Genomic DNA, 16,546 nt, shown 5'->3' on the forward strand with positions numbered 1-16,546 from the left:
CCGCCGCGTCGGCACGGGGGGCCGACGCGGGGTGCCGTTGCCGCTGCTGCTGCCGGGCCTGCTGGCGCTGGCGTTCCTGCTGCTGCCGCTGGTCGCGCTGATCATCCGCGCGCCCTGGCGCAGCCTGCCGGACCAGTTGTCCAGCACCGAGGTGTGGCAGGCGCTCCAGCTGTCGCTGGTCAGCGCCACGGCGGCGACGGCGGTGAGCCTGGTGCTGGGCGTGCCGCTGGCCTGGCTGCTGGCCCGTACGGAGTTCCCCGGCCGGGGCCTCGTACGGGCGCTGGTGACGCTGCCGCTCGTGCTGCCGCCGGTGGTCGGCGGTGTGGCGCTGTTGCTGGCCCTCGGCCGCAACGGCGTGATCGGCAAGGGGCTGGACGCCTGGTTCGGGATCACGCTGCCGTTCACCACCGCCGGGGTCGTGATCGCGGAGGCGTTCGTCGCGATGCCGTTCCTGGTCATCAGCGTCGAGGGCACCCTGCGCGCGGCCGACCCGCGCTTCGAGGAAGCGGCGACCACGCTGGGCGCGTCCCGCTTCACCGCGTTCCGCCGGGTCACCCTGCCGCTGATCGCGCCCGGCATCGCGGCGGGCGCGGTTCTCGCGTGGGCGCGTGCGCTCGGCGAGTTCGGCGCGACGATCACCTTCGCGGGCAATTTCCCCGGCCGCACCCAGACCATGCCGCTCGCGGTCTACCTGGCCCTCCAGAACGACCCCGACGCCGCGATCTCCCTCAGCCTGGTCCTGCTGGCGGTGTCGATCGCGGTGCTGGCGGGGTTGCGGGACCGTTGGATGACGACATCATGACGAACACCCGCCCCACCAAGGGACAACCCGCAGCCGCCGACGGCGCTCAGCCCCCGCAGGGGCCACCCGCACCCGACGACGAGAGCTGCTGCACGGGTGGTGCGGGTCGGCACCCGAAGCCGGCCGAAGGCCGGCACCCCACCAAGCATCCGCGCCCGCACCCGCACCCGCACCCCAACACGGACGGCCTGGACGCCCACCTCGTCATCGACCGCTCCACATTCCGCCTGGACATAAGCCTCACCGCCGCCCCCGGAGACGTCCTCGCCCTCCTGGGGCCCAACGGCGCCGGCAAGACCACCGCCCTGCGCGCCCTCGCCGGCCTCACCCCTCTCACCGACGGCCACCTCCGCCTGGACGGCGCCTCGCTGGAGCACACTGCCCCGGAGTCCCGCCCGGTGGGCGTCGTCTTCCAGGACTACCTGCTCTTCCCCCACCTCTCCGCCCTGGACAACGTCGCCTTCGGCCCCCGCTGCCAGGGCGCGTCCAAGGCCGAGGCCCGGGCCCAGGCCGCCACGTGGCTGGACCGCATGGGCCTCGCCGCCCACGCGGGCGCAAAGCCGCGCCGCCTGTCCGGCGGGCAGGCCCAGCGCGTGGCTCTCGCCCGCGCCCTGGCCACCCGTCCGAGGCTGCTGCTCCTGGACGAGCCGCTGGCCGCCCTGGACGCCCGTACCCGCCTGGAGATCCGCGCCCAACTGCGCCGCCACCTGGCCGAGTTCGAGGCGGTCGCCGTCCTGGTCACGCACGACCCGCTGGACGCCATGGTGCTCGCGGACCGGCTGGTCGTCATCGAGCACGGCCAAATCGTCCAGGAGGGCGGCCCCGCCGACATCGCTCGCCATCCGCGCACCGACTACATCGCCCAGCTCGTCGGCCTCAACCTCTACCGCGGCCAGGCGGGCGGACACACGGTACGACTCGAGGCGGGCCCGGCGATCACGACCACCGAGGTGCTGTCAGGTCCGGCCTTCGTGGCGTTCCCGCCGTCCGCCGTCACCCTGTTCCGGGACCGGCCCACCGGCGCCAGCGCCCGTAACCTCTGGAGCTGCGAGGTGGCCGGCCTGGAGACGCACGGCGACCAGATCCGTGCCGACCTCACCGGCGAGCTCCCCCTCGCCGCCGACCTCACCACGGTCGCCGCAGCCGAGCTCGACCTGCATCCGGGCGCCGCTGTCTGGGCGACGGTCAAAGCGACGCAGACGCACGCATACCCGGCCTGACCGGACGGGCGCTCTACCGTGAGTGCCCATGACCCTGAGCATCCGCAACCAGCTCCCCGGCACCGTCACCGAGGTCCAGTCGGGCGAGGCCATGGCCACCGTAAAACTCCGTCTGGACGGCGGCCAGCACCTCATGGCCGCCATCACCAAGGAGTCCGCCGAGGACCTCTCCCTCACCCCCGGCTCGCCCGTCCGCGCGCTGGTGAAGTCGACCGAGGTCTCCCTGGCCACCCATCGGGTGGAGGGCCTGTCGATCCGCAACCAACTCCCCGGCGCGGTCGTCGGCCTGACCACCGGCGCCGTCATGGCCTCCGTGAAGATCTCCGTCGACGGCGGTGAACTGACCGCGGCGATCACCAAGGACGCGGTCGCCGACCTGGGCCTCTTCGTAGGCTCCGACGTCATCGCTCTGATCAAGGCGACCGAGGTGTCCCTGGCGACGGCATGACACGCCGAGGGCCCCGCCCGGAAACCGGACGGGGCCCTGCGGCACCACCTGATCAGTCCTCGTACGCGTCCAGTGGCGGGCAGGAGCACACCAGGTTGCGGTCGCCGAAGGCCTGGTCGATACGGCGCACCGGCGGCCAGTACTTGTCGGCGGCCGAGACACCGGCCGGGAAGACGGCCTCCTCGCGGCTGTAGGCGTGTGTCCACTCACCGCCGAGCGCGGCGGAGGTGTGGGGGGCGCCCTGCAGCGGGTTGTCCTCCGCCGGCCACTCACCGGCGCCGACCTTCTCGATCTCCGCGCGGATGGCGATCATCGCGTCGCAGAACCGGTCCAGCTCGGTGAGGTCCTCCGACTCGGTCGGCTCGATCATCAGCGTGCCGGCCACCGGGAAGGACATGGTCGGCGCGTGGAAGCCGTAGTCGATGAGCCGCTTGGCCACGTCGTCCACGCTGACGCCGGTCGCCTTGGTCAGCGGGCGAAGGTCGATGATGCACTCGTGCGCGACCAGGTTGCCGGGGCCGGTGTAGAGCACCGGGTAGTGCGGCTCCAGGCGCTTGGCGATGTAGTTCGCGGAGAGCACGGCCACCTGAGTGGCCCGCTTCAGGCCCTCGCCGCCCATGAGGCGGACGTAAGCCCAGGAGATGGGCAGGATGCCCGCGGAACCCCAGGGAGCGGCCGAGATCGGGCCGACTCCCGTCTCCGGGCCGGCGGCCGGCTGCATCGGGTGGTTCGGCAGGTACGGCGCCAGGTGCGAGCGGACCGCGACCGGACCGACGCCGGGGCCGCCGCCACCGTGCGGGATGCAGAAGGTCTTGTGCAGGTTCAGGTGCGAGACGTCGCCGCCGAAGTGGCCCGGCTTGGCCAGGCCGACCAGGGCGTTCAGGTTCGCGCCGTCGACGTACACCTGGCCGCCGGCCTCGTGGACCTGGGCGCAGATGTCGGCGACGTGCTCCTCGAACACGCCGTGCGTGGAAGGGTAGGTGATCATCAGCACCGCCAGCTCGTCGCGGTACTGCTCGATCTTGGCGCGCAGGTCCTCGACGTCGATCTCGCCGTCCTCGGCGGTCTTGACGACGACGACCTTCATTCCGGCCATCACGGCGCTGGCCGCGTTGGTGCCGTGCGCGGAGGACGGGATCAGGCAGACGGTGCGCTGCTCGTCGCCGTTGGCTCGGTGGTAGCCGCGGACGGCGAGCAGACCGGCCAGCTCGCCCTGGGAGCCGGCGTTCGGCTGCAGGGAGACCTTGTCGTAGCCGGTGACCTCGGCGAGACGTTCCTCCAGCTCGCGGATGAGCGTGAGGTAGCCCTCGGCCTGCTCGGCGGGGGCGAAGGGGTGCAGCTGGCCGAACTCGGGCCAGGTGACCGGCTCCATCTCGGTGGTCGCGTTGAGCTTCATGGTGCAGGAGCCCAGCGGGATCATGCCGCGGTCGAGCGCGTAGTCGCGGTCGGCGAGCTTGCGCAGGTAACGCAGCATCGCCGTCTCGGAGCGGTGCTGGTGGAAGACCGGGTGGGTCAGGTAGACGTCGGTGCGCTGCAGCGCCTCGGGCAGGGTGTCCTCGGCCGTGGCGTCCAGTGCCTCGACGTCGCCCTTGACACCGAAGGCGGACCAGACCGCCTCCAGCTGGGCCCGCCCGGTGGTCTCGTCGCAGGCCACGGAGACGTGGTCGGCGTCGACCAGGTGGAGGTTGACCCCGTTCTCCCGGGCTGCGGCGACGACCTCGGCGGCCTTGCCGGGTACGCGCGCGGTGAGGGTGTCGAAGTAGGCGCCGTGGACGATCTCGACACCGCCGGCCTTCAGGCCCTCGGCGAGGATGGTGGCGTAGCGGTGCGTGCGCCGGGCGATGGTCTGCAGGCCCTCGGGGCCGTGGTAGACGGCGTACATGCCGGCCATCACGGCGAGCAGCACCTGCGCGGTGCAGATGTTGCTGGTGGCCTTCTCCCGGCGGATGTGCTGCTCACGGGTCTGCAGCGCGAGCCGGTAGGCCTTGTTGCCGTCCGCGTCGACGGAGACGCCCACGAGCCGGCCGGGCAGGCTGCGCGCGAACTTCTCGTGCACCGCCATGTATCCGGCGTGCGGGCCACCGAAGCCCATCGGCACACCGAAGCGCTGGGTGGTGCCGACTGCGATGTCCGCGCCGAGCTCTCCCGGCGAGGTCAGCAGGGTCAGGGCGAGCAGGTCGGCGGCGACGGTGACGAGCGCGCCGAGCTGGTGCGCCTGGTCGATGACCGGCTTGATGTCGCGTACGGCACCGGAGGCGCCCGGGTACTGGATCAGCACGCCGTTGATCTCACGCGCGGCTATGTCGGCGGGAATGCCGTCGCTGAGGTCGGCGACGACCACCTCGGCACCGGTCGGCTCGGCGCGGGTCTCGATGACGGCGATCGTCTGCGGCAGCACGTCCGCGTCGACCAGGAACAGGCCCTTCTTGTTCTTGCCCATGCGCCGGGACAGCGCCATCGCCTCGGCGGCCGCGGTGCCCTCGTCCAGCAGGGAGGCGCCGGAGGTGGGCAGCCCGGTGAGCTCGGCGACCGTCGTCTGGAAGTTCAGCAGGGCCTCCAGGCGGCCCTGGGAGATCTCCGGCTGGTACGGGGTGTAGGCCGTGTACCAGGCCGGGTTCTCCATGACGTTGCGCAGGATGACGGGCGGGGTGAAGGTGCCGTAGTACCCGAGCCCGATCATGGAGTCGAGGACCTGGTTGCGGTCGGCGAGCGAGCGCAGCTCGGCGAGCACCTCCGCCTCGGTGCGGGCGCCCGGCAGGTCGAGGGCGTCGGCGTTCTTGATCACGTCCGGGACCGCCGCGGCGGTCAGCTCGTCCAGCGATCCGTAGCCGACCTGCGCGAGCATCTTGGCCCGCGCCTCCTGGTCGGGCCCGATGTGGCGCTGCTCGAACGGGATGCCCGCTTCGAGCTCCGAGAGCGGAATACGATGGGCGGTCATTGCGGAGGCCTCCTGGTCTGACGCGACCTTCGAAGGGCACCACGGCGTGGGTGCCCCGACGGCCTCCCCCTCTGTCATCTCAACCTGAGAGCTTCACCGGACGCCCTGCGGGACGCCGGCTTTCACCGTCGGTGAGAGCGGAAGCCGTCGACACCCGCTCTGCTTTCCAGAGTGACCTCGTCCGTGCGGTACGTGAGCCTGAGAGATTCCGGGGAGGATTTGCTCCTTCGGCGCCTCCGAAGTGGTCGGAGGACTCTCCCGCACGGGGTCAGCAGCCGCTGTCAGCCTACCAGCGGGGTCAACGCCCGAGCCCTCGAGTGGCCACCTCCCTGAATGTGCTCTTTCGTAGTGCTTACGGATGTATTGCGACCACGTGGAGGGAGAGGGACCGTGCAGACCGACATCGATCCGCGCAACCTGATCGGCCGCAAGGCGTTCGACCGCACCGGCACCAAGATCGGGACCATCGACGAGGTGTACCTCGACGACGCGACCGGCGTGCCCGAGTGGGCGGCCATACGCACCGGCCTGTTCTCCCGCGACGCCTTCGTCCCTCTGGAGCCGAGCGAACTGATCGAGGGCTCCCTCCACGTCCCCTTCGACCGCGCCCTGATCAAGGACGCCCCGGACTTCGGTGTGGGCCGTCATCTGTCACCCGAACAGGAACTCCAGCTCTACCACCACTACGGCCTGGACGTGGCCTCACGCCCCTCGGCCCCGGACCACGACTTCGGCAAGCTGGCGGGGTCGGAGGAAACCTGATCGGAGGCCTCCGCAACCAACGGCAACGGATCGGCCGACTCCAGCGCAGGATCACCGACAAAGAACGTCCGCACCCTCCCAGGAGGGGACTGCGGCGTCTCGAACCGCACGGTGACCCGCCCCAGCCCACTCCCCTGCACCCACCCGTGTCCGTACTCCGCATGTCTTACGTCCTGTCCCGCGCGCCAGTGCCTCTCGACCGGCTCGGGCTGCTCCACGACGACCTCGGCCCCGGCCTCCTCCGGCGTCTCCGCCGCCCGCACGGGCATGGCCTGCGCGAACAGGTCCTCCTGGGTGTAGTCGGCGAGCCCGGAGACGCCCACGCCCAGCAGCCGTACCCCACCCGTGGTGTCCACGGAGTCCAGCAGCCGCGCGGCCGCCTCGCGCACGACCGCCGGATCGTCCGTGGGCCCTCTGAGCGTCTCGGAGCGGGTCAGGGTCGAGAAGTCGTACCTGCGCACCTTCAGTACGATCGTCCGCCCCGACAGCCCGGCCCCGCGCAGCCGTCCCACGCACCGGTCGGCGAGCCGCTGCACCTCCAGACCGATCCGCAGCCGGTCGTGGATGTCCACGTCGTAGGTGTCCTCCACCGACACCGACTTCGCCTCACGCTCGGCCACCACGGGCCGCTCGTCATGGGCCAGGGCCATGGCGTGGAGCGCGTGCCCGTGCGCCTTGCCGAGCAGCCGGACCAGCTCGTCCTCGCCCGCTTCGGCCAGTTCCCCGACCGTCGTGATACCCGCCCGGCGCAGATGGTCCCCGGTGGCCGGCCCGACCCCCGGCAGGGTCCGCACCGGCATCGGCCCCAGCAGCGCCCGCTCGGACCCCGGCTCGATGAGCACCAGGCCGTCCGGCTTCGCCTGCTCCGAGGCGATCTTGGCGAGCATCTTGGAGGCGGCGAGCCCCACCGATCCCGTCAGCCCGGTGACCGCCCGTATGTCCGCGCGCAGCTCGATTCCGGCCCGCCGCGCCGATTCCTCGTCCCGGGCCGTCCCGCCGGCCTCCAGGTCCACGAACGCCTCGTCCAGGCTGAGCGGCTCCACCAGCGGCGACAGCTCCCGCAGCAGCGCCATCACCTGCTCGCTGATCGCCCGGTACACGGTGAAGCGCGGCACCAGATACGCGGCGTTGGGTGCCAGCCGACGCGCCTGGGCCATGGGCATCGCCGAGTGCACCCCGAAGACCCGTGCCTCGTACGACGCGGTGGCCACCACCCCGCGCGGTCCGAGCCCGCCCACGACCACGGCCTTCCCGCGCAGACTCGGCTTGGATGCCTGCTCCACCGAGGCGTAGAAGGCATCCATGTCGAGATGCAGGATCGTGGGCGCGTTTCTCACACCTCCGATGCTGCACCACGGCACTGACAATGCCCCGCCGCGGAGCGGGACCGGTGTCAGACCGCCCGGTTGCGGCGCCGCGCCAGCTCGTCCGCGGGGTTGTGCCCGACGAGGGTCTCGCCGGTGTCGATGCGCTCGCCGTGCAGCTGGGAGAGCGCGCTTTCCACGTCCCGCCACACCACGCCGACGGCGATCCCGAAGATGCCCTGACCGCCCTGGAGCAGGGCGTGGACCTCGTCCGGCGAGGTGCATTCGTAGACCGTGGCGCCATCGCTCATCAGGGTCAACCGCTCCAGGTCGCGGAAACCGCGTTCCCTGAGGTGCTGCACGGCCGTGCGGATGTTCTGCAGCGAAACCCCGGTGTCCAGGAACCGCTTGACGATCTTCAGGACGACGACGTCACGAAAGCTGTACAGCCGCTGCGTGCCCGACCCGTACGCGGGCCGCACACTCGGCTCGACCAGGCCGGTGCGCGCCCAGTAGTCCAGCTGCCGGTAGGTGATGCCGGCAGCCGCGCAGGCCGTCGGCCCGCGATAACCGATCTGTTCCGATGCCATGGACGCCGCCCCTCCGCCGTTCGGCACCACCGTCGGCCGCTGCGGAGCGTGATCGACCGCGCTGCTCGGTTGGGGGTACCCCCTGTTCGAACGCAGCTGAGAGCCCGGGGGAGGGTACGGACCGCTCTCCCCGAACCCGCGTCCGGGGGCACCCCCAGCCGTACCGTCGCCGCTGGTTCTCACGCCGACCTCCGTCCTTGACCTGCCTTCACGACGGTAGGCAGTCACCAGGGGTGCGTCAACGATCGCCACACTCGGCACGCCGAGTGATAATCACCCTAGGAGTGGTTTCCCGTGCCCCACCGCGGGGAAAGGCTAGCCGAATGCTTCGGGGGGAGGCCGTAGGACGCTCTCATTGGCCGGTGGCACATGCCCGAGCACCGGGCTGCGAAGCCTACCGGGCGTCCGCCTTCACTGGCTGCTGGTGCCGAAGTCCTCGGGCGAGATCTGGTCGAGGAACTCGCGGAACTTCTCCACCTCGTCCTCCTGCTCGTCCGGAATGGCGATGCCGGCGTCGTCCAGCACCGCGTCACTGCCGTAGATCGGCGTTCCGGTGCGCAGGGCCAGCGCTATGGCGTCGGAGGGACGGGCGCTGACCTCGACGCCACTGGCGAAGACCAGCTCCGCGTAGAAGACACCTTCGCGCAGATCGGTGATGCGTACTTCGGTCAGCTCCTGGCCGACGGCCTCCAGCACGTCCTTGAACAGGTCGTGCGTCAGCGGCCTGGCGGGGGCCATGCCCTGCTGGGCGAAGGCGATCGCCGTCGCCTCCCCCGGCCCGATCCAGATGGGGAGGTAACGGTCGCCTCCCACTTCGCGCAGGAGCACGATCGGTTGGTTGGAGGGCATTTCGACCCGGACACCTACGACATCGAGCTCGTTCACACAGCAACCCTAGGCCGTGCCCGGGACGTTTGGGTAGTCGGGCCGGGAACAGGTGCCCGATCCGGCCGCCCGCGGCCCCCGGCGTTCACGGCAGCCGCACCCCGAGAGCGGTCTTCACCAGTGCCGCGTGCAGCTTGACCGTGAGCGCGGCCAGCTCCTTCGTACGGGCCTCGGCATGGGCCCTGGTCTGCGGGTTGCGGTGGCGTTTGAGCGGGGCCACCACCTGGTCGACCAGTCCGGCCTCGCGGTCGGCGGCCGCCTTCATCACCCGAAGGTGGCGTGGCTCGATCCCGAAACGGCCCAGTTCGGCGACGAGCGCGGCCACGGTGACCGCCTCGGCGTCGTACGCCCCGTCCTCCAGGGGAGCGATGAGCCCGTACGACTCCCACTCCTTCAGGACGCCCTCGTCGATCTCCGCAGCGGCCAGCAGCTCGGCCCTGCCGACCCGGGCCACCGTGGGCACCGCGACCACCGGCCCCGGAACGTCCTCGGCGGTGCGCTGACGGCCCACGACGGGCAGCTGGACCGCCTCGCCCCGCTCCATGGCGTCGAGGTGCTCGCGGATCACCTTGAGCGGCAGATAGTGGTCCCGCTGCATCCTCAGCACATGCGCCAGGCGCTCGACATCCCCGGCGCTGAACTTGCGGTACCCCGAGGGGGTCCGCTGCGGCTCGATGAGCCCCTCCGCCTCCAGGAAACGGATCTTGGAGATGGTGACTTCGGGGAATTCGTCGCGCAGCACGGTCAGCACCGTGCCGATGCTCATCAGCCGACTGTCCCTGGCGGCGGTACCGCTTCCGGCACCGCCGCTCGGTGTTTGAAGCATGGACCTTCCCTGGGGTCCCCCCGGACGCCGGTCCGGGGGCGGGTCAGATGCCCTGCCGGCTCGCGTAGAACACCAACCGGTACTTGCCGATCTGCACCTCGTCACCGTTCGACAGAGCGACCTGGTCGATCCGCTCACGGTTGACGTACGTGCCGTTGAGACTGCCCACGTCGGCCACGGTGAACGAGCCGTCCGCGGAGCGCCGGAACTCCACGTGCCGGCGTGAGACCGTGACGTCGTCCAGGAAGATGTCGCTCTGTGGGTGACGGCCGGCCGTGGTCAGGTCGCTGTCCAGCAGGAAGCGGCTGCCCGAGTTCGGCCCCCGGCGCACCACCAGCAGCGCGGAGCCCATCGGCAGCGCGTCCACCGCGGCCTGCGCCTCGGGCGACAGCATCGGCATCTGCGTCTGGCCGGTGACCTCGGCGTCGTAGGCCTCGAGACCGGAGATCGAGATCGTGGACGTCGTCTCGGAGGCACGCTCCGGCGCCACTCCGGGACGCAGCGGCGCGCCACAGTTCGAACAGAAGCGGGCGTTCTCCGCGTTGCGGTTACCGCACCTCGTACACACCAGGACCGACATGGACGGATCCTCCTGCGGCTGCCCCGCCGGGGCGTTGGAAGCGTACGGACCGGGGGCGAACCCTCCACCCGCAGCTGAGGTTGACGGTTGGCCGAAACCTATGCCGCCGGACTGGGCAGGGTCAACCGACGCCCCGCCCTGACCTCCGGAAATGTCACCGCCCGGACCAGCGACCTGGTCCCTGAACAGCGGGCGCTGGCCCTCCGCGTCAGGCTGTGCGCGGTGACGAGCGGTCGCGTTGTCGCTGCCCTCTCGCGCGCTCTTGCGGAACAACTTCGCAAACAACTTCACGGGCGATTCCCCTTGACCGAAACAGACCCGCCCGTGGGGCAGGACGAACCCTGATTGCCTACACCGGCCGAGCCGGACATTCTCACAACGTCCGTATCCACCAGACAGTTTCCACCACGCACCACCCCTTCGGTGCGCCGACCCCCCGCAACCTCATGCCCCTGCCTGACGTCCCCCATGCACCACCGGTTCACTGGGAGGACGACCGAGCGTAGTCAGGCCGCTTCGCCTGCCGCAAGGCGTCCACGACGATCTTGTCCGACTGCTGGACCGTCACCGTGGCCTGCTCCTTCTCCAGTGTCTGCACCACACCCCCGGGGATGTTCAGCGCCGGCTCCAGGTCCTGCGGCTTGCCGATGACCTTGAAACGATAGGGGGCGTTGATCTTGTTCCCGTCGACGCCGACGCCGTTGCCGGAGTCCGTGAAGTAGGTGCCCGCGACCACCCGGACCCCGTTCACCTGGATCGCCTCCGCACCGGCCGCGCGCAGCTCCTGGATCGCGTCGAGCAGCATGTCCGCCTTGACCGTCCCCTTCGTGTCCTCGATCGTCATCGTGATGCCGGGACCCTGCGCCGCCACGGTGCCCGCCAGAATGCCGAGTTGCCTCTCCTTCTCGGCCGTCTGCTTGCGGGCCTCCGCCGCCTGGTCGGAGCTGCTCTGCAGTTCCTGGCGCTGCTTTTCGAGTCCCTGCTTCTCGTCCTCAAGACGCTGCGTACGCGAATCCAGTTCATCGAGGATGCGAACAAGATCCTCCTGGCGTGCGCCGCGCAGCGCGCTGTCGCTGTCGCTGTTGGACGCCACCTGCACCGCCAGGCCGAAGCCGAGGCCGAACAGCAGCAGGGCGACGATGAGTTGGGCCCGGGTCACCCGCGGCGGCCACAGCCCCTTCACCAGCCGCTGCCGACCGGTCAGCGGCGCTTCCGCCTGCTGCTCCGGCTGCTCAGGCCGCTCCTGCTGCTCCGGCGCCGGCTCCGGTGCCCGCGCGGGCACCTCCTCGGGCAGTTCCTTGCGCAGCCTGTTCTCCGGCTTGTCCGGCTTCTGCGGGGTGCCCGGCTGCTCGTTCCGCTCGTTCTGCTCGCTCATCGGTGTCACGCCCGGAACACGTGCCGCCGGATCGCCGCGGCGTTGGAGAAGATCCGGATGCCGAGGACGACCACGACGCCCGTGGACAGCTGCGCGCCCACGCCCAACTTGTCGCCGAGGAACACGATCAACGCGGCGACGACCACGTTCGACAGGAACGACACGACGAAGACCTTGTCGTCGAAGATCCCGTCGAGCATGGCCCGCAGACCGCCGAACACGGCGTCCAGCGCCGCGACGACGGCGATCGGCAGATAAGGCTCGACGACCGCCGGAACCTCGGGCCGGACCAACAGGCCGGCCACGACTCCCACGACGAGGCCCAGTACGGCGATCACGATGTGCCCTTCTCAGTCTTCTCGGTGCTCGGCTGTGCTGTGCGTACGATCACACTCGGTGCGGCGGGCAACCGCAGGTCGCCCGCTGTGGAGATGGTGGCGCGGATGCCGAAGTTCTGCTCCAGGGCGTGCAGATACAGGCCGTCCGCGCTGTTGCGGAAATCGGTGTTCAACCGTTCCCCGTCCCCCACCGCCAGCACCGTGTACGGCGGCACCAGCGGTCTGTTGTCGACCAGTATCGCGTCTCCCGCCGCCCTGATCGCGGACAGGGCGGTCAGCCGCTGCCCGTTGATGGAGACGGCCTCGGCGCCGGACTCCCACAGCCCGTTCACCACGCGCTGCATGTCCCGGTCGCGCACCCGGCCGGTGTCGGAGAACCCGGAGGTCTCCCGCGGGTTGGTGCCGTCACCGCCGGTGCTGGCCTCCTTGGCGTCGTTCACCACGACCTCGACACCCGGACCGTGGACCGCCGTGGCCCCCGACAGCACGCCCGCCAGGTCGGCCTGTGCGCTGCCGCCGCTCGACTTCAGCGCCGCCCGCTGGCGCGCGCTGACGTCGTCCCGGAGCTTGTCGACCGTGCCCTCCAGCTTGTCCGCGTTCGCGGTCTCGCCGTCGATGCGGTCGATCAGCTCCTGCCGCTCCTTGGCGACCACCGGTGCCGCCGCCCGCGTCTGCGCCGCCCCGACGGTCACGACCAGCGCCGCGAGCACGAGACCGGCCGCGAGGCCGAGCTTCGCCCGCAGGGTCCTGGGCAGGCCGCCCTCGCCCTGGGACGTCCTGCGGGCGGCGGCCTCTGCATACCCGTCGTCGAGGCTGTGATCCATGACGTTGGTGATCAACGACATGGAGGCGTCCGGACGCTGCGGCCGCGTGGGGCTGCTCCGAACGGGGGGTTGCTGCGGCATGCCGCACATCGTCGCATGTCGCGAGGAGTACCTCCGAATGGCCCCACCGGCGTGCCGGACAGACCCCCTCGGGGGACACTTGTCCGGCACGCGCGCGTGCGTGGATTCTGCCGTCCGGCGGTCTGCGTTCCGGTCTGTGTTCCCTTACCTCCCGGCGCTGTCCACGACGGCCGACCACTCGTCCAGCAGGGCCTGAGCCGAGGCGTCGTCGGGTCCCTCGGCCCACAGATGGGTGACGGCCTCGGCCGGGTCGGGCAGCACCATCACCCAGCGCCCATCCGTCTCCACGACCCGCACACCATCCGTCGTGTCGACAAAGCGATCCCCTGCGGCCTCGACCACCCGCCGCATGACCAGACCCTTCACGGCCCACGGCGTGGCCAGGTCCCGCTTGAGGACGTGCGCCCGCGGGATCCGCGCGTCGATCTGGCTCAGCGTGAGCTGCGTGCGCGCCACCAGCCCGATCAGCCGCACGAAGGCCGCCGTGCCGTCGTAGACGCTGCTGAACTCGGGGACGATGAACCCGCCCTTGCCGTCACCGCCGAAGATGGTGCCCTCCTCGCCGCCGACGCGCGTGAGGTCGTCGGGCGAGGTGGTGGTCCACTCGACCTGGGTGCCGTGGTAGGCGGCCACCTGCTCGGCGATCCGGGTCGTGGTCACGGGCAGCGCGACCCGGCCGCTGCGCCGCTCCGCGGCCACCAGGTCCAGCATCACCAGCAGTGCGCGGTCGTCCTCGATGATCCGGCCCTTCTCGTCCACGAGCGAAAGCCGCTCGCCGACAGGGTCGAACCGGACACCGAACGCGGCCCCCGAGGAAGCCACTATCTCGCCGAGCCGCATCAGGCCCTTGCGCCGTATCTCGGCCGTCTCCGTGGGCCGTGACTCGTCCAGACCGGGGTTGATGGTCAGGGAGTCCACGCCCAGCTTGCCGAGCAGGCTGGGCAGCACCAGCCCGGAGCTGCCGTTGGAGGCGTCGACGACGACCTTCAGGCCGGATTCGGCGATCCCGGTCGTGTCGACGTTCCGCAGCAGCGATCCGGTGTACGAGTCGAAGACGCTCGCCGGGAAGTACAGGTCGCCGATCTCACCGGGGAACGCCCGCCGGTACTCCTGCCGCGCGAACACCCGGTCCAGCTTGCGCTGGCTGCCCTGCGACAGGTCGGCGCCGTTGCCGTCGAAGAACATGATGTCGACCGAGTCCGGCACGCCGGGCGAGGTCCGGATCATGATGCCGCCGGCGCTGCCGCGCGCGGTCTGCTGCCGGGCCACGGGCAGCGGTACGTTCTCCAGGTCGCGTACGTCGATGGCACTGGCCTGCAGCGCGGAGATGACCGCCCGCTTGAGCGCACGGGCGCCTCGCGAGTGGTCGCGGGCCGTGGTGACCGTGGAGCCCTTCTTGAGGGTGGTGGCATAGGCGCCGGCCAGCCGCACGGCGAGTTCCGGCGTGATCTCCACGTTCAGGATGCCGGACACACCGCGGGCGCCGAACAGATGGGCCTGCCCCCGCGACTCCCAGATGACGGAGGTGTTGACGAAGGCACCGGCCTCGATGGTCTTGAACGGGTAGACCCGGACGTTGCCCTGAACGATCGATTCCTCGCCGATCAGGCACTCGTCACCGATGACCGCGCCGTCCTCGATCCGCGCCGCACGCATGATGTCGGTGTTCTTGCCGACGACGCAGCCGCGCAGATTGCTGTGCTGTCCGACGTACACGTTGTCGTGCACGACGGCCTTGTGCAGAAAGGCACCGCTCTTGACGACGACGTTCGAACCGACGACCGTGTGCTCCCGGATCTCCGCGCCGGCCTCGACCTTCGCGTAGTCGCCGATGTACAGCGGCCCCCGCAGTACGGCATCGGAGTGCACCTCGGCGCCTTCCGACACCCACACCCCGGGAGAGATCTCGAATCCGTCGATGTCGACGTTGACCTTGCCCTCGAGAACGTCGGCCTGGGCCTTCACATAGCTCTCGTGGGTGCCCACGTCCTCCCAGTAGCCTTCGGCGACAAAGCCGTAGATCGGCTTGCCATCCTTCATCAGCTGCGGGAAGACGTCACCGGACCAGTCGACCGGAACATCGGGTTCGACGTAGTTGAACACCTCGGGCTCCATGACATAGATGCCCGTGTTGACCGTGTCGGAGAAGACCTGCCCCCAGGTCGGCTTCTCCAGGAAACGCTCGACCTTGCCTTCCTCGTCGACGATGGTGATGCCGAACTCCAGCGGATTGGGCACCCGGGTCAGACAGACCGTGACCAGCGCGCCCTTCTCCTTGTGGAAATTGATCAGCTCCGTGAGGTCGAAGTCGGTCAGGGCATCGCCGGAGATGACCAGGAAGGCATCGTCCTTCAACGCCTCTTCGGCGTTCTTGACGCTTCCGGCGGTACCGAGTGGCTTCTCCTCATTGGCATACGTGAGCTCCATTCCGAGCTCTTCGCCGTCGCCGAAGTAGTTCTTGACGAGCGATGCCAGGAACTGGACGGTGACAACGGTCTCGGTGAGCCCGTGCCTTTTGAGCAGCCGTAGCACGTGCTCCATGATCGGGCGGTTGGCCACGGGCAGGAGCGGCTTGGGCATGCTAGAGGTCATGGGGCGCAGGCGGGTGCCTTCGCCCCCGGCCATCACGACGGCCTTCATGTCGGAAGCGTCCTCCTCCAAGAGACGACGGTCTAGCCGACTTCACCCGTCCAGATTGTCCCGCACTTTTCCACCGCGGGCCATCGTGGCGTAACGTCCGGACAATCGCCGAGCTCAATCGGCCATGGCGTCCGCACGAACCAAACGGCGGACCTGTACCACGTAGAGCACTCCTGCCCACCAGTAGAGCGTTGTACCCCATCCGGCGAACGCCCATCCGAAAACAGCGGCGAGTGACGCGATCCAAGTGCTCCCGTCGCTAAGGAGCAGCAACGGGAAGGCGTACATCAAGTTGAAGGTGGCTGCCTTCCCCAGGAAGTTCACCTGCGGCGGCGGATACCCGTGCCGGCGGAGGATGCCCACCATCACCAGAAGCATCAGCTCTCTCGCGAGCAGGAGGCCGGTCAGCCACAGCGGCAGGATCTCCCGCCAGGTGAGACCGACCAGCGTGGAAAGAACATAGAGCCGGTCGGCGGCGGGATCGAGAAGCCGGCCGAGACTGCTGATCTGATTCCAGCGCCGGGCGAGCTTGCCGTCGAGATAGTCGCTGATCCCGCTGAAGGCCAGCACGAGGAGAGCCCAGCCGTCGCTCTTGGGACCCCCGAACTCGGGCCTGAGGATGAGCCACAGGAAGACGGGTACTCCGACGAGCCGTGCCATGCTGAGGATGTTGGGGATGGTGAGGACCCGGTCAGTCTGGACACGGGTCTCCTGGACCTCCACCCGGGGGCCTCCTGTGCGAAACGAGCCAACGATGCCCCCTGACCCTACCTCAACGCAAAAAAGCTCCGGCTCTTGGGCAGTGCCCAAGAGCCGGAGCTGTAAAAGGAGTTCGGCAGTGTCCTACTCTCCCACAGGGTCCCCCCTGCAGTACCATCGGCGCTATGAGGCTTAGCTTCCGGGTTCGGAATGTAACCGGGCGTTTCCCTCACG

The 16,546-nt window shown here is 69.8% G+C and carries 15 protein-coding genes, 1 rRNA gene and 1 riboswitch; of the genes, 4 read left to right on the forward strand and 12 right to left on the reverse strand.

All coding sequences use genetic code 11. The features are described from left to right. From modB to ACWGJ5_RS45795, 3 genes are all read left to right on the forward strand, one after another. A partial coding sequence (modB, locus tag ACWGJ5_RS45785; protein WP_453315517.1) for a molybdate ABC transporter permease subunit occupies window positions 1-802 on the forward strand: 802 nt, incomplete at its 5' end. Continuing rightward, the gene (locus ACWGJ5_RS45790; RefSeq protein ID WP_453315518.1) at window positions 799-2,022 is read left to right on the forward strand and encodes an ABC transporter ATP-binding protein; all 1,224 of its coding nucleotides are present in this window, start codon (window positions 799-801) and stop codon (window positions 2,020-2,022) included. The genes modB and ACWGJ5_RS45790, both read left to right, overlap by 4 nt. A gap of 28 nt (window positions 2,023-2,050) precedes the next feature. Next, window positions 2,051-2,470 (forward strand): TOBE domain-containing protein, encoded by a 420-nt coding sequence (locus tag ACWGJ5_RS45795; protein WP_453315519.1) that lies wholly within the window; start codon window positions 2,051-2,053, stop codon window positions 2,468-2,470. Window positions 2,471-2,522: 52 nt separating this feature from the next. Here the strand turns inward: ACWGJ5_RS45795 and gcvP are convergent, their stop codons facing one another. Continuing rightward, a complete protein-coding gene (gene gcvP, locus ACWGJ5_RS45800; protein WP_453315520.1) occupies window positions 2,523-5,408 on the reverse strand; it encodes an aminomethyl-transferring glycine dehydrogenase in 2,886 nt (961 codons plus the stop codon). 176 nt (window positions 5,409-5,584) lie between these two features. Beyond that, window positions 5,585-5,679: riboswitch (glycine riboswitch) on the reverse strand. Between the two features lie 119 nt (window positions 5,680-5,798). On the opposite strand from gcvP, the gene ACWGJ5_RS45805 reads away from it, so the two are divergent. Continuing rightward, on the forward strand, window positions 5,799-6,170 hold the full coding sequence (locus ACWGJ5_RS45805) for a PRC-barrel domain-containing protein (protein ID WP_228616897.1): 372 nt from the start codon (window positions 5,799-5,801) through the stop codon (window positions 6,168-6,170). On the opposite strand, the gene ACWGJ5_RS45810 is transcribed toward ACWGJ5_RS45805, so the two are convergent. The 11 genes from ACWGJ5_RS45810 to rrf all read right to left on the reverse strand — a co-directional run. Beyond that, window positions 6,092-7,507: a DNA polymerase IV gene (locus ACWGJ5_RS45810; RefSeq protein WP_453315521.1), complete on the reverse strand. Its 1,416-nt coding sequence runs from the start codon at window positions 7,505-7,507 to the stop codon at window positions 6,092-6,094. The two genes, ACWGJ5_RS45805 and ACWGJ5_RS45810, sit on opposite strands and share 79 nt — an antisense overlap. Before the next feature lie 56 nt (window positions 7,508-7,563). Next, a complete protein-coding gene (locus tag ACWGJ5_RS45815; protein WP_228616893.1) occupies window positions 7,564-8,247 on the reverse strand; it encodes a MerR family transcriptional regulator in 684 nt (227 codons plus the stop codon). Window positions 8,248-8,475: 228 nt separating this feature from the next. Then, window positions 8,476-8,949, reverse strand: a complete 474-nt coding sequence (locus tag ACWGJ5_RS45820) for a bifunctional nuclease family protein (protein WP_053666762.1) — start codon at window positions 8,947-8,949, stop codon at window positions 8,476-8,478. An 85-nt stretch (window positions 8,950-9,034) separates the two neighbouring features. After that, window positions 9,035-9,775: a transcriptional regulator FtsR gene (gene ftsR, locus ACWGJ5_RS45825; protein ID WP_453315522.1), complete on the reverse strand. Its 741-nt coding sequence runs from the start codon at window positions 9,773-9,775 to the stop codon at window positions 9,035-9,037. A 43-nt stretch (window positions 9,776-9,818) separates the two neighbouring features. Next, a complete protein-coding gene (locus tag ACWGJ5_RS45830; RefSeq protein ID WP_453315523.1) occupies window positions 9,819-10,646 on the reverse strand; it encodes an FHA domain-containing protein in 828 nt (275 codons plus the stop codon). Between the two features lie 190 nt (window positions 10,647-10,836). Continuing rightward, window positions 10,837-11,730 (reverse strand): DUF881 domain-containing protein, encoded by an 894-nt coding sequence (locus ACWGJ5_RS45835; protein ID WP_453315524.1) that lies wholly within the window; start codon window positions 11,728-11,730, stop codon window positions 10,837-10,839. A gap of 5 nt (window positions 11,731-11,735) precedes the next feature. Beyond that, window positions 11,736-12,068, reverse strand: a complete 333-nt coding sequence (locus ACWGJ5_RS45840) for a small basic family protein (protein ID WP_003988855.1) — start codon at window positions 12,066-12,068, stop codon at window positions 11,736-11,738. Next, the gene (locus ACWGJ5_RS45845; protein WP_453315525.1) at window positions 12,065-12,973 is read right to left on the reverse strand and encodes a DUF881 domain-containing protein; all 909 of its coding nucleotides are present in this window, start codon (window positions 12,971-12,973) and stop codon (window positions 12,065-12,067) included. The genes ACWGJ5_RS45840 and ACWGJ5_RS45845 overlap by 4 nt, the downstream gene beginning before the upstream one ends. Before the next feature lie 144 nt (window positions 12,974-13,117). After that, window positions 13,118-15,613: a sugar phosphate nucleotidyltransferase gene (locus tag ACWGJ5_RS45850; protein ID WP_453315526.1), complete on the reverse strand. Its 2,496-nt coding sequence runs from the start codon at window positions 15,611-15,613 to the stop codon at window positions 13,118-13,120. Window positions 15,614-15,727: 114 nt separating this feature from the next. Next, window positions 15,728-16,336, reverse strand: coding sequence for a CDP-alcohol phosphatidyltransferase family protein (locus ACWGJ5_RS45855; protein WP_453315527.1), 609 nt, complete (start codon window positions 16,334-16,336; stop codon window positions 15,728-15,730). 107 nt (window positions 16,337-16,443) lie between these two features. Then, window positions 16,444-16,546: ribosomal RNA gene (gene rrf, locus ACWGJ5_RS45860) — 5S ribosomal RNA — on the reverse strand; the annotation flags it as partial.

This window comes from Streptomyces sp. NPDC054783 (assembly GCF_053611725.1).

Coding starts and splice junctions, on each gene's coding strand:
- ACWGJ5_RS45790 (WP_453315518.1), top strand. CDS start 799: ATGACGAACACCCGCCCCACCAAGGGACAACCCGCAGCCGCCGACGGC.
- ACWGJ5_RS45795 (WP_453315519.1), top strand. CDS start 2,051: ATGACCCTGAGCATCCGCAACCAGCTCCCCGGCACCGTCACCGAGGTC.
- gcvP (WP_453315520.1), bottom strand. CDS start 5,408: ATGACCGCCCATCGTATTCCGCTCTCGGAGCTCGAAGCGGGCATCCCG.
- ftsR (WP_453315522.1), bottom strand. CDS start 9,775: ATGCTTCAAACACCGAGCGGCGGTGCCGGAAGCGGTACCGCCGCCAGG.
- ACWGJ5_RS45835 (WP_453315524.1), bottom strand. CDS start 11,730: ATGAGCGAGCAGAACGAGCGGAACGAGCAGCCGGGCACCCCGCAGAAG.
- ACWGJ5_RS45845 (WP_453315525.1), bottom strand. CDS start 12,973: ATGCCGCAGCAACCCCCCGTTCGGAGCAGCCCCACGCGGCCGCAGCGT.
- ACWGJ5_RS45850 (WP_453315526.1), bottom strand. CDS start 15,613: ATGAAGGCCGTCGTGATGGCCGGGGGCGAAGGCACCCGCCTGCGCCCC.